Annotated in this window: 10 protein-coding genes; 5 read left to right on the plus strand and 5 right to left on the minus strand. The window is 72.0% G+C overall.

Annotated features, from left to right (window positions below; genetic code table 11):
- Positions 1 to 21 precede the first annotated feature (21 nt).
- Together ACFZBP_RS35885 and ACFZBP_RS35890 are read left to right on the plus strand one after the other, a co-directional pair.
- Entirely contained in the window at positions 22 to 174 is a 153-nt protein-coding gene (locus ACFZBP_RS35885) for a hypothetical protein (protein ID WP_167348315.1), read from the plus strand.
- A 2-nt stretch (positions 175 to 176) separates the two neighbouring features.
- Positions 177 to 1,430 carry a helix-turn-helix domain-containing protein gene (locus tag ACFZBP_RS35890; RefSeq protein WP_391419593.1) on the plus strand — a complete coding sequence of 418 codons (1,254 nt, stop codon included), beginning with the start codon at positions 177 to 179 and terminating at the stop codon, positions 1,428 to 1,430.
- 34 nt (positions 1,431 to 1,464) lie between these two features.
- Here the strand turns inward: ACFZBP_RS35890 and ACFZBP_RS35895 are convergent, their stop codons facing one another.
- The 5 genes from ACFZBP_RS35895 to ACFZBP_RS35915 form a co-directional block, all read right to left on the minus strand.
- The gene (locus ACFZBP_RS35895) at positions 1,465 to 2,319 is read right to left on the minus strand and encodes a hypothetical protein (protein ID WP_391419595.1); all 855 of its coding nucleotides are present in this window, start codon (positions 2,317 to 2,319) and stop codon (positions 1,465 to 1,467) included.
- A gap of 80 nt (positions 2,320 to 2,399) precedes the next feature.
- A complete protein-coding gene (locus tag ACFZBP_RS35900) occupies positions 2,400 to 2,984 on the minus strand; it encodes a DUF2269 domain-containing protein (RefSeq protein ID WP_391419598.1) in 585 nt (194 codons plus the stop codon).
- Between the two features lie 116 nt (positions 2,985 to 3,100).
- A complete protein-coding gene (locus ACFZBP_RS35905; RefSeq protein WP_391419600.1) occupies positions 3,101 to 4,465 on the minus strand; it encodes a protein kinase in 1,365 nt (454 codons plus the stop codon).
- A gap of 41 nt (positions 4,466 to 4,506) precedes the next feature.
- Positions 4,507 to 5,997: a hypothetical protein gene (locus ACFZBP_RS35910; RefSeq protein ID WP_391419602.1), complete on the minus strand. Its 1,491-nt coding sequence runs from the start codon at positions 5,995 to 5,997 to the stop codon at positions 4,507 to 4,509.
- Positions 5,998 to 6,057: 60 nt separating this feature from the next.
- On the minus strand, positions 6,058 to 9,627 hold the full coding sequence (locus tag ACFZBP_RS35915) for a protein kinase (RefSeq protein WP_391419604.1): 3,570 nt from the start codon (positions 9,625 to 9,627) through the stop codon (positions 6,058 to 6,060).
- Between the two features lie 146 nt (positions 9,628 to 9,773).
- Here ACFZBP_RS35915 and ACFZBP_RS35920 point away from each other — a divergent pair, with 146 nt between their 5' ends.
- The 3 genes from ACFZBP_RS35920 (at position 9,774) to ACFZBP_RS35930 (ending at position 14,383) form a co-directional block, all read left to right on the plus strand.
- Positions 9,774 to 12,683 (plus strand): BTAD domain-containing putative transcriptional regulator, encoded by a 2,910-nt coding sequence (locus ACFZBP_RS35920; RefSeq protein ID WP_391419606.1) that lies wholly within the window; start codon positions 9,774 to 9,776, stop codon positions 12,681 to 12,683.
- 75 nt (positions 12,684 to 12,758) lie between these two features.
- A complete protein-coding gene (locus tag ACFZBP_RS35925; protein ID WP_383450279.1) occupies positions 12,759 to 13,532 on the plus strand; it encodes an IclR family transcriptional regulator in 774 nt (257 codons plus the stop codon).
- A complete protein-coding gene (locus ACFZBP_RS35930) occupies positions 13,529 to 14,383 on the plus strand; it encodes an SMP-30/gluconolactonase/LRE family protein (protein ID WP_391419610.1) in 855 nt (284 codons plus the stop codon). Before ACFZBP_RS35925 ends, ACFZBP_RS35930 begins: the two co-directional genes overlap by 4 nt.
- The last annotated feature ends 24 nt before the right edge of the window (positions 14,384 to 14,407 follow it).

Below are 14,407 nucleotides of genomic sequence, written 5' to 3' on the forward strand. Positions count from 1 at the left end.
TGCAGAGAGGCTGACCCTGCGATGTCCAGACTGCTCGCCGCCGCGCTGACCGTCGCGCTCGCCGCCGTACTCGCGGTGGGCGCCGCGCTCGGCGTCGTCGCGCTGCTGGAAGCGACGCCCGACCAGCCGAACACACCATTGATCACCTACGAGCAAGCGGGCCAGGGGAGTTGACCGTGGCCGCGACCCCCGTCACCCCCGAGGTGACCTTTCCCGCCGCCACCCGCTCGGCCTGGCGGGACGTACCCCGCTTCCAGGTCCGCCGGTTCGCGGAGCTGGCGATGGCGGACGCCCCGGCCCTCGCCGAGGAGATCCTGCGCGAGATCCGCCGCGAGTACCCGCATCTGCCGCTGGTCCTCGACGAGTCGGGCGAACCGATGGCCCTGGTCGGCATCCGCCGCGCGATCGAGGTGTTCGTCCAGCACCTGGAGACCTCGGAGGGCCGCCCGACCGTCCCGCCCGGCGTCTTCCAGGAGTTCGGCCGCGGCGAGGGCCGGGGCGGCCGCTCCCTGGACTCCCTCCAGGCCATCTACCGGATGGGCGTACGGCTGGCCTGGCGCCGTTTCGCCGAGATCGGGCAGCGCGTCGACATACCGCCGCCCGCGATGTACGAGCTGGTGGACGCGGGCTACGAATACCTGGACGGCCTCGTCGACCAGTCCGTGCGCGGCTACGCCGAGGCGGCCGCCCGCCAGGCCGGCGAACGCTTACGCCTCCAACGCCGCCTGATGGAACTGCTGTTGGCCGAACACCACCGGGGCGACCCGGCGGACGCCCTGTCCGAGCGGGCGGCCCGCATCGGCTGGCCGCTGCCCGAGAAGGTCGCCGTGGGGGTCCTCCTGCGCCCGGCGCGGGAGGCGATGGCACCGGCCGTAGGACAGGGCGTGCTGCTCGACATGGAGTACGAGCAACCGCGTATGGTCGTCCCCGAACCCGACGCCGGCGGCCGCCCCGAACTCCTCCACCGGGCCCTGGCCGGCTGGTCCGGCGCGATCGGCCCGCCCGTCCCCCTGGCCGACGCCGCGAAGTCCATGCGCTGGGCCGAGGCGGCCGTACGCCTCATGGAACGGCGTCTGCTCCCCGCCGGAGACGTCCTGTACTGCACCGAGCACACCGAGGCGCTGGTGCTGCTCCAGCCGGAGGAACTGATCGACGACCTCGCGGTGCGCTGCCTGGCCCCGCTGCGGCACTGCGGACCCACCCACGGGCGGCGGCTCGCGGAGACGTTACTGGCCTGGCTGGAGACCAGGGGCGGGGCACCCGAGGTGGCGGCCCGCCTGGGGGTCCACCCCCAGACGGTCCGCTATCGGCTCCGGCAGATCCGGGAACTGTGGGGCGACGAGATGGACGACCCGGACCGGCGGTTCGAGCTGGAACTGGTGTTACGGGCGCAGCGGTTGAGAGGGGCGCTGGGAGAGAGCCCCCGCTAGCCGCGTTGTCCCCGGTGCTGTGCCTCTGTCCGGCTCACAGCCCGTAACGGCTCTTCAGATGACGCCAGAAGTCCCGGAACATCCACTTGTCGAACTCGGTGATCTGCGCGGCCGATCCGGCCTTCATCACGAAGCAGCACTGGCCGGTCGGGGACCAGTCGTAGAAGTCGTCGAGGCCGAAGGTGTGGCCGACCTCGTGCAGATAGATGTGGATGTTCTCCTGGCCGAGCGCGGAGGTGAAGTACTCCTGCCCGACCCGCTGCCCCCAGTCACCGCCGGCCCCGCCCTGGAAGCCCTTGGTCAGCCACAGCGACTGGTCGTAGTGGCGGGCGGCGCCGCCCGGGCACTTGGAGTAGTTACCGTCCTGGTGGAAGAACCGGCCGCAGTCGGGCGCACACTGCGGGGCGCCCCCGCTGTCCAGCTGGCCGGCGTAGATGTCGACGGAGTTGTCGCTCCACTGGAGGGTGGACCGGTTCTTGACGGCCCAGCCGACGATGTTCACAGGGACGCTGGTGTAGGGCCAGGCGTTGTGCCCGGCGCCGTTGCTCTCCACCATGGCGGCCATCCACTTGCCGAACTGCTTCTTCAGCGCGGCGTGGACCTGGTCGCGCAGGGCGGCGCTCACCGGGGCGTCGGACTCCCAGCGGACGCAGTAGTTGACGCTGCCCCGGTTGGCCATGACCTGGTCCCAGCCGTAGTTCCGGAAGCCGTAGAGGTCGGGGTAGGTCGACTCGACGTGGTTCCAGACCTCGCCCAGGGGCTGGACGAGGTTCGCGGGCGGATTCCACTGGTCGGCGGCCTGTGCGGGGGCCGCGGTGACGGCGGGCGCCGCGACCAGCGCGACGATCGCGGCGATCACGGCACCGAGCCGTGCGAGACGGGTGCGCATGGTGAACTCCCTTGGTGGGGGACGGGACTTCACCTGCTTGGTCGCCGCCGGGGCGTGGAGGGTTGCCTCGCCTCCTGCCGTCAGGCGTCCTGCCGGGCGGGCCGGCTGGGCTCGGGGCGGGCGGCCCGGGAGCGGGGGGCGGCCCCGGCGCGCAGACGGCGCCCGCGACGGGTCGGGCCCCAGGGCTTGAGAACCGAGATCACCGTCATGAACACATACGCGGACAGCGACACGATCGGCCCCATCATGAGCCCGGTGGCATCCGGCAGCGGCCCGCCCGCGGCGACGGCGGCCACGTTGGCCCCCAGGCCTGGCCGCAGGGCGAACGCCGTGGCCGCGGTCGTGGCGAGGGTCAGCCAGAACTTCACGTACACCCACCGGTACCGCGCCAGCCCCCACTGCGTCCCCAGGGCCAGCACCAGCCCGCTGACCAGCGTGAGAAACGCGACCGGCAGCAACAGCCAGTCCGCGAACAGCTTCATCGCCCGCACGGACGCCTCCACCGTCACCGCGGACCCGGTGGTGACCGCGGCGACCGCGAGCGCCAGCAGCCCGACCGTGAGCCCCAGCCACCCGGCGGAGGCGATGACATGCACGACGAGAGCGGCCCGGCGGAGGGGGCGGCTCAGTTTCGTGGCGGATGAGGGAGAGCTCGTGGAAGACATGGACAACACGATGCCGGGGGTGGGCGGTGGGCACGTCTGACCGGGGGAGTAACCCCCTGTACTCGCGAGGGCGTACCCGGCCGCGCTCCGGCCGCTCCCGTCGGGGCTCCCGCACGTCAGCCGTGGGTCGCCTCAAGGAGTGCCTGCCGCAGGTCGGCCGCGGTGTGGAAGCCGAACGCCGGTTCCTCCCGTAGTGCTTGGTCGATCACGTCGGCGAGGGCCCACGGCACCTCCGGGTCACGCTCGCGCACCGGTATCGCGGGGGATTCCAGGACGATCCGCCAGGGATCCTCGCCGGGCGGGAAGTCCCGGGGGTAGACCCCGGTCAGCATGTTGTACAGGCAGGCGGCGAGGGCCCACACATCCACTGCGGGCTTGGCGTCCTTGAAGTTGGTCACCTGCCGGGCCGGCATGAACCTTGGCTTGCCCATGGCGTCCCCGGTACGGGTCAGACCGCTGAGGCCGGCCCGGTCGAAGGCCTTGGCGAGACCGAAGTCGCTGATCTTCGCAGTCAGGGAGCCGTCCGGGGCCTTGTGCAGCAGGATGTTGGACGGGCTGAGGTCACGGTGGACCACGCCCTGGCCGTGCGCGGCCTCCAGCCCCCGCAGCGCCTGAACGGCGAAGCCGACGGCCTCGTCCACGGGCAGCCGCCCCCCGCTGCGCCGCAAGAGGGTGTCCAGGCCGCCGGCGGTGCAGTACTCGGTGGTGAAGAAGAAGACACCCTCGCAGTATCCGGCGCCCTCCAGCGCGGCGATGTTCGGATGCCGCAGCGCCCTGGTGAGCGCTGCTTCGCGCAGGAAGCGCTCCCGCGCCTCGGGACGCGTCGCCACCCTCGGCAGCATCACCTTCAGGGCCACCTCCCTTCCGGACGGCTCGTGGCGGGCCAGATGGACGACACCCATGCCGCCACGGCCGAGTTCCTGGAGCAGGGCGTATCCGGCGATGACGCCGAGTTCGCCGTGCCCGGGGTGCGCCAGATCGAGAAGCATCCTGAGGATCGCGCCCGGTCTGGCCTGGCAGGCGGCGCAGAGGTAGTCCCCCGGCAGGAAGCCCGCTTCGTCGCCGACGTCACGGCCGCACCTGGTGCACCGGGCCCGGCTGACGGTGTCCTCGGCGTGGATGTCCACGCGGAAGACCGTGTCGCCGATCCTGATCCGGTCACCATCGGTGAGGTCGTGTTCGGGGTAGGTCTGGCCGGCGGCTTCCTCGGGGGTCTCGTCCTTCGCCCGCTGGCCGATCTTGCGGCCGTTGAGGTAGGTGCCGTTGAGGCTGCCGAGGTCGCGGATGCGGATGGCGGGCGGGTTGACGTCCAGCAGGCAGTGGTGGCGGGAGACGTTGCGGTGGTGTTCGTCACTGGGCAGCCGTGGTGAACAGTCCCCGGAGCGGCCGACCACGGAGGTGCCGCGCTCCTCGAAGACGTAGGCGCCGCGGTCGAGGTGGCCGCTGACGAGGGTGAGGGTGACAGTGGGCGATAGGGACATGGGATGACGGCTCCTGCGCGGGGATGTCGGTGGGCGGCGCGTCAGTACTGCGCCTGCTGGCGTGCCTGGAACTGCTTCTCGAAGTCGGCGACGAACGTCGAAGGCGCGACCGAGGAGGACGAGTGCACCAGGAAGCCGTCGTCGGCGATGTAGAAGATCGCCCGACCGATGGCCATCTGGCCGCTCGGCACAGGCACATAGACCATCCATCCGATGCTGAACCTGTCGGCCACCAGGTCCGAGACCGCGTAGCCCGGGTTGTTCCCGGCGACGGCCAGGATGTACTCCCGCACCCGGGCGATGGCGTCCTCCTCGTGCATCTGCGTCGGCACCGTGACCACCTGGCCGGCGAGCGAGAGCTGGTAGAGGGCGCCGTCGATGTCGTGGCGGCCGTCGTCGCCGAAGACACTCACCAGCGTCTCGCGGGTCACATGTCCCTCCTCGGCGGCTGACACCAGCTCCGCCGCCGATGCCCGCCGTTCCGTGTCCGACGTTCGTGAGCCGGTGGCCAGCCCCGCGACGATGCCCGCGGCGGTGTCGGCCGTCCACAGACCCGGCACAGAGGTGCTCACCGCTTCCGCCGACGGTGAGTCGCCCCGGTACCAGCGCCCGGCGTCCCACCAGTAGCAGAACGAGAGCAGGCCGGTGGCGGCTCGCGGGTTGAGCACCTGGTTGGCGACCCAGTCGGGCGCGCCCGCGTAGAGGTCCGGCAGGTCGTCGCCGTCGTTGTAGGCGGCGTCCAGCCTGGGGTCGTCCCACACTCCCCCCGACAGCACCGCGCGCCCACCGGGCAGCCGGTACAGCGTGGAGCCGCCGCGGCGGGAGCTCTCGAACCAGCCCATGCCGGGCAGGACCCTCGGCCCCCAGTCGGATCGGGCGGCGACGAACGCCGCCGAGATCACCGCCCAGCGCGCCCACATCTGCGGGAAGTACGGGAAGTCGTTCTCGCTGAGGGTCGGCCACACCTTGTTCCTGCGGTCGGCGCGGACCTGGGTGGCCGCCTGTTGCGGGGTGCGCTCCTGCCGGGCGTCGTGGGAGACGTGCGCCGCCAGCCACACCGGCAGGTCGCTTCGCGGATACGCGTCGAGATCCATCCGGTACTCCTCGGGCTCGAACAACTGATCGTCGGGGAAGGGGACGCTGCCGTAGTCGTAGCCGACGGAGAGCTCACCGGTGTCGTCGAGGTTCAGCGTCAGCCGCCACCAGGGGCCCGCGCCGAGCTCGGCCGAGATCTCGCGCTGCTTGCGCACAAGCCCGAGAACGGAGCGCGGCGGCTCGATCGTCGTCCAGGTGTGGTCGAACACGGAGACCTTCGCGAACTCGGCCCCGACCGTGAGTGCGAACTCGGCTTTCAGGTACTCCCACTCGGGCGGTCCGACGCGGATGAGAGCCACGGCGACGCGGAGCGCCAACTCCTCGGCCCGCGCCCGGACTCCGAGTCCGGTCGGTATCGGCGCGTCCGGGTCCTTGCTCGTGGCCCACACATCGGGCCGCCCGACGTCCACCCGGAAATCCTTCAGGAACTCCCCCATGAACATTCCTCCGTGTCCTTGCTGCCAGTGGTTGCCCGTGTCCGTGTTGCTCGTGGTCGGTCATGGTGTGAGCCGTGCCCGCACTCCCTCGGGCCGCAGCCAGCCGTAGCCCGCGTCCTGGAGCCGCCGCAGCAGGCCGTCGAAGTCGTGCGGTGTCCACCGGGCACCGAACCGGCGCCGGAACACCTCCAGGTGCGGCAGCGCGCCGTCGTCCCAGTCGGCCGGTTCACGGGTGTGCCACTCCCAGTCGAGCGCCCAGGACCGGAGGTCGCCGTCGCCGTCCGCCGAGAGCACCGCCCGCCCGTCGGGTGTCGTCGCCAGGCAGGCCGGCGCCTTGTCGAGCCCGTCGAGCGTGCGCACACAGCGGCCGCTGGAGACCTCCCAGACCGCCACGCTCGCGCCGGCGGACATCGCGTAGCGGCCGTCCGCGGTGACCCGAAGCCCGCCGGAGGCCGAACCCTCGTCGAAGGACCGCACCTCGGCCCCGGTGGCGACGTCCCACACGCGGACGGTCCGGTCGTATCCGCTCGCGGCGGACAGGACGAACGTGCCGTCGGCGGCGACGCACAGCGCCGTCACGCCGCTCTTGTGCCCCTCGAGGACATGGACGCACCGGCTCTGCTCCAGATCCCACAGCCGTACGGTCCCGTCGGACCCGCCCGACGCGAGAAGGCGGCCGTCCGCGCCGGCCCAGAGGCAGTTGACCGGCCCCTCGTGGCCGGTCAGCGTCCCGGTGAGGTCGCCGGTCTCCACATCCCAGAGCCTGATCGCGCCGTCACCGCCGCCGACGACGGCCCCTCGACCGTCCGTGGTGAACCGCACGGGTACCGGCGGCGCGGGCCGGAACCTGTTCGTCCGCAGGAGGCGCCGGCACGTTCCGGTACCGACATCCCACAGCCGTACGGTGCCGTCCTGGCCGCCGGACAGGACCCGGCGCCCGTCCTCGCTCAGGCAGACCGACCTGACCGGGCTCTGGTGGCCCGCCAGTTCGCGCAGACAGGTGCCGTTGCGCAGGTCCCAGAGCCGTACGGTCCAGTCGGCGCCGGCGGACACCGCCAGCCGTGCGTCGGCGGTCAGGTCGACCGCGTACACGTGCTCGTCCGACGCGTCCAGGGTCCGGGCGGGCCAGGCCGTGCGCAGCCCTGCCCGCACCGCGTGCCGGCCCAGCTCCCACCAGGCGGACATCACGCGCGGAGCGCGTTCGTGGCCGGCGACCTCGCGGGCCTGGTGGAGCAGGTCGTGCGCCGTGGCGTAGCGGCCCGCGGCCATGGCCTGCTCGGCCTCGGCGACCTTCGCGCTCGCCCGGTTCTCCAACTCACGCAGTTCCGCGAGCGGGAGGGGACGGCTCAGCTGCGGCGGGGCGGGGTGGCCCTCCGGCAGATCCAGCGGCCAGGTCCGTACGCCCTCGCGGTTCTCGGCACAGACGGCGTGTCCGATCCCCGGCCTGGTGGCGTCCAGCAGGAGGGCGTTGATCCGCAGGTCCTGGTAGGTGCGCAGACACTGGCCGCTCTCCAGGTCCCAGTAGCTCACCGTGCCCTTGGTGTCGTCGCCGGCGAGCAGGAAGCGGCCGTCGGCGCTGAACGACATGAGGTTGGCCCGCCTGCCTCTCAGTACACGGCGGCACCGGCCGTCCCGCAGATCCCACAGTCCGATCGTGTCGTCCCGATAGGCGATGACCGCCGTGCGCCCGTCAGGATGGAAGGCCAGGGCGAACACCGGTGCCTTGTGACCTGCCAGGACCTGTTCGCACCGGCCGTCGGCGAGGTGCCACAGCCTGACCGACTGCCCCTGCTGGTCCCAGCCGCTGGACAGCACCCGCCGACCGTCCGCGCTCACCTCCACGCGCTCCACGCCGGACGTGTGCCCGGCGAGCGGCTCCCGGAGCCGCCCGCTGCGGGTGTCCCAGACCTGGATGGAGTCACGGGACCATCCCCACAGGGCGAGGCGTCCGTCAGGGGTCAGGCGGATCTCCTGGGCCGACGCGGCGAGCGTGCGCAGACAGCGTCCGGTGGTCAGGTCCCAGAACCGTACGTGTTCGTCCTCACCCCTGTCGCTCGCGGAGACGGCGAAACGGCCGTCCGGCGTGAGGTCGAGGGTGTTCGTATGCGCGTGGGGACCGTCCCCTTCGTGGCCGTCGAGAGCCAGCAGGCACCGGCCGTCGGACAGGTCCCACAGTCCGATCCGGCCATAGCCACCGGTCAGAGCCAGGCGGCCGTCGGGCGTGAGCCGGACAGGAACCAGGTAGTGGTTCATGTTCTGGTGTGCCTCGTGCCGCGGTACCTCCCGGGTGCTGGTGACCCGCCCCGAGCGGATGGCTCGCAGCGCGGACCGGACCTCCGGCTCCCTGGACCGGTCCTGGGCCACCTCCTCCAGGAGTTCGCGGGCCGACGCCAGATCTCCGCGCTCCACCGCCACCTGGGCCAGCAACTGCTGTACCTGCCCTGGGTCCTCGGCGTCGGAACGCACCGCCTCGATCCGGCTGATCACGTCCTCGTCGGTGAGGTCGCCGCGCCGCCACCGCAGCAGTCCGCTGTTGTACGTCGCTCCCAGATGCCGCGGGTCCGCCGCGAGGGCCTGCGTGAACGCCTTCTCCGCCTCGGGCGTGCGGTCCAGGTCGAGCAGGGAGACGCCGCGGTTGTTCAACTCGTCGGCGCGCAGGTCGGCTTCGACCGGTTCCGGGTGCGGGTAGGCCCGGCCGGTCACCTCGCCGTGGATGTCCTTGAGGCGGGCCGCGACCTCGGCCATCGAGCGGGGCCGGTCGGCCGGCTCCCTGGCGAGGCAGTGGGCGAGGAGGCCGGCGAGCTCGGCGGGGAGGATCGGCAGATGCGGCTCGCCCGTCCCGCCGGCTTTGAGGTACGCGTCGAGGGCCATCCCCACTCCGCGCCCCACGCGCCAGCTCACGCCGCCGGTGAACATCTCGAAGACCGACACCGCGAAGCTGAAGATGTCGCTGCGCCGGCCGAGCGGCCGACCGTCCGCCTGCTCCGGCGAGGCGTACGCCGGGGTCATCCCGCCGTTGGGGACCAGAACCGTGACGCCGGGCGGAAGTGACGGATCTGGTGCGGCGGCACCAGCGGTCGCGGCGGCACGGGCGCGGGCCAACCCGAAGTCCGTGACCTTGGCCGTACCGTCCTGAGTCACGAGCACGTTGTCCGGCTTGACGTCCTGGTGCACGAGGTTCCGGCCGTGCGCGTGTGCCAGACCCCAGGCCGTCTGGATCGCCAGGTCCAGGACGCGCTCCAGTGCCGTCGAGGGTCCGCCCTCGTACAGCCTGCCGTCCGCGATCCAGTTCGCGAGGCTGCCTCCCGGCACGTACTCGGCGAACACGCAGGGGACACCGTCGAGCGCGCGCACGTAGTGGCAGGTGCAGACGTGCGGATGCAGTCCCAGCGACACCCAGGTCTCCGCCTCGGCGGTGAACCGCTGTTGGTGAGCGGTATTCCTGAACCACTCCGGCCGGGGCCGCTTCACCGCCAGGTCGGTGTCCCACAACAGATGCCGCACCCGATACACCAGGCCCATGCCGCCCTGATGGTGCACCTGCTCCACCCGGTAACGACCGTCGATGGTCGTGCCGACCCGCCAGGACGGGGAGACCCGGGCCGTCGGATCAAGGGTTATCGCGTACACGTCAGACGCTCCGCCTCCCGGCGGAACAACATCGGTCACTTCGGTCACCTTCACTTGTGCGGATTGTGCGATGTCACGCTCGTCAGCCTGGCCACAGGTGCTGCAATGCTGATGAATTTCCGATGAAGCGCGGAGCGGAGGCTCGAGTGGGCAGGACTTCTCGGCTGCGGATCGAGGTGCTCGGGCCGTTACAGGCCTGGCGGGGCGAGGCCCGCCTGGATCTGGGACCGGTGAAGCGGCAGGCCGTGCTGGCCGCGCTGCTGCTGAGGCAGGGGGCCGTGGTCAGCCACGAGCAGTTGCTCGACGGGGTCTGGGGAGATGAGCCGCCCGCCTCCAAGGTGCTGCCCACGCACGTCAACTCCTTGCGCAGGGTGCTCGATCCGGAAGGCACCCCGCACACCGAGTCGGTGATCCGCAGTGGCAAGGGCTGGTACCACTTCGTCCTCGACGGCGTCCGCCTCGACACGGCCGACCTGGCCGAGCGCGGCGAGGCGGCCCTGCGTATCAAGGACACCGGCCAACTCGACCTGGCGGTCAAGCGGTTGGGTGACGTGCTCGGACTGTTCCGGGGTGAACCCCTCGCGGGTCTGGAGGGACCCTTCGCCCGCGCTGAGCGGGACCGCCTCACCGAGCGGCGGCGAGCGATCAGACGCGCATGGCTGGAATGCCTCGTTCTGCTGGGCCGGTTCCGGGAGGCGCTGGACGACCTGGCCGACGTGTCCGGGCCCGACCTGTACGACGAGTCGCTGCTGGCCCTGCGGATCCGGGCCCTGTACGGATGCGAACGCCAGGCGGAGGCACTGAACGCCTACGAGGACATGCGGATCCGGCTGCGGGACGAACTCGGCGTCACCCCGGGCGAAGAGCTGCGCCGGGTGCACGAGGCGGTGCTGAAGCAGGACGACGGCTCCCTCCTCGGGGCGTCCCCGGCTCGGCTTCGAGTCGGCGCCGTCAATGAACTCCCGGGCGATATAGGTAAGTTGACAGGACGGGAGGTCGAGCTGGCGCTGCTGACCGCGCCCGCCGCGCCCGGCTCCGGCTCAGTGTCGATCATGACGGTGGACGGCCCGGCCGGGGTCGGCAAGAGCGCGCTCGTCGTTCGCGCGGCCCGTATGCTCAGCGCCGACCACGCCGATGGCTGCCTCTTCATCGACCTGCGCGCTCACAGCACCCACCAACGCCAGTCCCCGGCCCGGGCATTGCAACGGTTGCTGCGGTCGCTCGGCGCGGCCAAGGGCGAGTTGCCGAGCGACCTCGACGAACTCACCGCCGCCTGGCGGGCGGCGACCAGTTCGCTACGGCTGCTGCTCGTGCTGGACGACGCCCTGGACGCCGATCAGATACGGCCGCTGCTGCCCGCGGGGGCGGGCAGCAGGGTCCTGGTGGCGGGCCGACGTCGGCTGGCCGAGCTGGACGCGGACGTACGGGTCACCCTGGAGCCGCTGGCCAGCGGGGACGCCGTCACGCTGCTCACGCACCTGATCGGCGAGGAGCGCGCGAGCCGGGAGCCGGAGGCCGCGCGACGGCTGGCGGGGTTGTGCGACGGGCTGCCGCTGGCCCTGCGCATCGCCGGGTCCCGGCTGCAGAACCGGCGGGCATGGACGGTGGAGTACCTGGTCGGCCGGCTGGCGGACGACGAGGGGAGGCTCGGCGAACTGCGTGCCGGGGACCGCAGCGTGGAGGCCGCCTTCCGGCTGTCGTACGACCAGCTGACCTCCGAGCAGCAGCGGGCGTTCCGGGTGCTGGGGCTCGCGCCGACGGTCGAGTTCGACGTGCTGACGCCGGCGGCGATGCTGGGGCGTCCGGCGCGTGACACCGAGCGGCTCCTGGAGAGCCTGGTGGACACGAGTCTGCTGCAGGAGCCACGGCCGGGCCGGTATCGGCTGCACGACCTGGTGCGGGTGCACGCTCGACGGGTGGCGGAGGCCGAGCCGGAGGAGGCGGTGGCCGCGCGGAGGGCAGCGCTGCGGCTGTTCCTGGACGCGGCGAGGATGGCCAGTGACTGGGGGCCGGTGGCGTTCCCGACGGGGCCCCGGCCGACGGCGGGGAGGTTCGGCGGCTGGCGGGACGCGGAGACGTGGCTGGACGCGGCGGGCGGTGAGCTGCCGGACGTCGTCGCGTATGCCGTGGACTTCGGAGAGATCGACCACGCCTGCTGGATCGCCCACGCGCTGTGCGACTACTTCGTACGGCAGGGCCGCTACCACGAGTCCCAGACGGCCCTGGAGACCGCGCTCGCGCGCGTCGACGAGGCCGACGACGAGCACATGACCACCGGGCTGCGGGGCTGCCTGGCCTACACCAGCGTCTACCAGCACCGCTACCACGAGGCGCGCACCCTGTTCACCGAGGGGCTGCGGCTGAGTCGGCGGCACGGCCGCCCGATCGATGAGGCCCGGGCTCTCACCGGGCTGGGATCCGTCGCCCTCAGTGTGGGCGAGGCCGACGAGGCGATCTCCCATGTCACCGAGGGAGTGTCCCTCTCCCGGCGCCATGGCGACGACTGGGCCGCCGCCATGGCTCGCCTCGTCCAGGGGCGCGCGCACCAGATCGCGGGACGGGACGAGGAGGCGTTGGCCTGCTTCGCCGCCGCGTGCACCCATGCCGAGGCGGGCGGCCGACAGCATGTGCTCGGCCGGGTACTGAGCCTCGCCGCCGACGCCCACCTCCGCCTCGGCCGGCACGGCGAGGCGAGGCACCTCCTGCGGCAGGCGGTCCACCTCGGCGAACAGTGCGGGGACGTCTTCTTCTGCGCGCGCAGCCTGACCCGGCTGGGCACGGTGGAACAGAGCGAGGGAGATCCGCGAGCAGCCCTGGCCCTGCACCGACTGGCGCTGGACCTGCACGATTCACTGTCCCGTGTCACAGAGCCCGCCTACGACTGGCTGGAAATGGACATCCGCACCCGCTTGGCCCACGCTCACCTGGCAACGGGTTCGGTCCACGAGGCCCACCGGCAGTACCAGCGCGTCCTCGACATCCACGAAGCCCGCAGACGCCGCAAGGCTTTTCGAGCTGGTCCGCGCAAGGCCATTGCCGGGGGAAACGCACTTTGAGTAGCCTGTGTTCGTTATTCCGATCGGCTGTTGAAATTTCGAACGCAGCCTGACATCCAAGGGAGGGTGCCGGACGTGGGACGCCTCGTACCAGCCGTGACCCGGGCTCTCGACATTCTCGAGCTCTTCCTCGACGGGGACGGGACTCTGTCCGCCCCCGACATCGTGCGCAAGCTCCAGCTGCCGCGCACCACCGTGCACGAGCTGGTCACCACGCTCGCAGCCCGGTCGTACATCGTCCAGGTCCCGGGTCAGCCGGGACGGTACCGGCTGGGTGTGCGGCCGTACCAGCTCGGGAGCCGGTACGCCGAGCAGCTCGACCTCGCGGCCGAGGGGCAGCAGGTCGCCCGGTCCGTCGCGGAGACCTGCGACGAGACGGTGCACGTGGCCATCCTCGAGGGCACCGACGTCATCTACATCGCCAAGGTGGACTCGACGCACGCGGTGCGCATGGTGTCCGCCGCCGGGCGGCGGCTGCCCGCCCACTGCACGTCCGTCGGCAAGATGCTGCTGGCCTCCCTTCCCGAGCCGGAGCTCTCCTCCCGTATCGCGGACGACGCCGAGCTCATCGCCATGACACCGAACAGCATCACCGACCCGGCCGCCCTGCGCGAGGCCCTCGCCGGGATCCGGCAGCGGGGGCTCGCCGTCGAGCGCCAGGAGTCCAACCCGGACGTGTCCTGCGTCGCCGCGCCCGTGCGGGACCGTACCGGGCAGGTCGTCGCCGCGCTCTCCATCTCCGTCCCGATGATCCGCTGGAGCGAGGACCGGCGCGCCGAACTGGAGCAGCTCGCCGCCAAGGGGGCCGCCGAACTGTCGGAGCGGCTCGGACACCGGAGCGTGGCATGACGAAGGCCGCGTACGAGGTGGCGGTACGGGCGGAGGCGGAGCTCGGTGAGGGGCCGACCTGGGACCCGGTGAGCGGCCGGCTGATCTGGATCGACATCCTCAGGTCCCGGATCCACACCTACGACCCCGTCTCGGGCCGTCGCTCGGTCCGTACGACCCCGCAGCACGTCGGCGCCGTAAAGCCTCGCGCCGGTGGCGGCCTGGTCCTGAACCTGCGGGACGGGGTCGGGCTGCTCGACCCGGACGACACCTTCCGCTGGCTGCACCACGAGCCCGTCCCCGGCCGCCGCGCCAACGACGCCGCCGTCGCCCCGGACGGTTCCCTGTGGGCCGGCACCATGCGCTACGACGAGGCCCCGGGCGGCGGCACGCTGTCCCGGATCACCGGTGACGGCGCGGCCGAGGTGATCCTCGACGACGTGGCCGTGAGCAACGGCACGGGCTGGAGCCCGGACGGGCGGCTGATGTACTACGTCGACTCGCCCACCCGCCGCGTCGACGTCTTCGACTTCACCGACGACGGCCGCGCCGTGAACCGTCGCCCGCTCGTCGGGATCGAGGACGGCGCCGGGTTCCCCGACGGACTCACCGTCGACGCCGAGGGCTGTGTCTGGGTGGCCCTGTGGGAGGGCGCGTCCGTACGCCGCTACACGCCGGCCGGCGAACTGGACCGCGTCGTCCCGCTTCCGGTGCCCCGGGTCACGGCCTGCGCCTTCGCCGGCCCCGACCTGACCGACCTGTACATCACGACGGCCCGCGTGGGCCTCGCGTCGCCGCCCGCGCTGGCGGGGTCGGTCTTCGTGGTCCCGGGCGCCGGCAAGGGCCTGCCGCAACCGGCCTTCGAGGGCTGACCCCGCCCGACGCCCGGGGGGGCA

The organism is Streptomyces sp. NPDC008086, from assembly GCF_042957325.1.
Classification (GTDB): domain Bacteria; phylum Actinomycetota; class Actinomycetes; order Streptomycetales; family Streptomycetaceae; genus Streptomyces.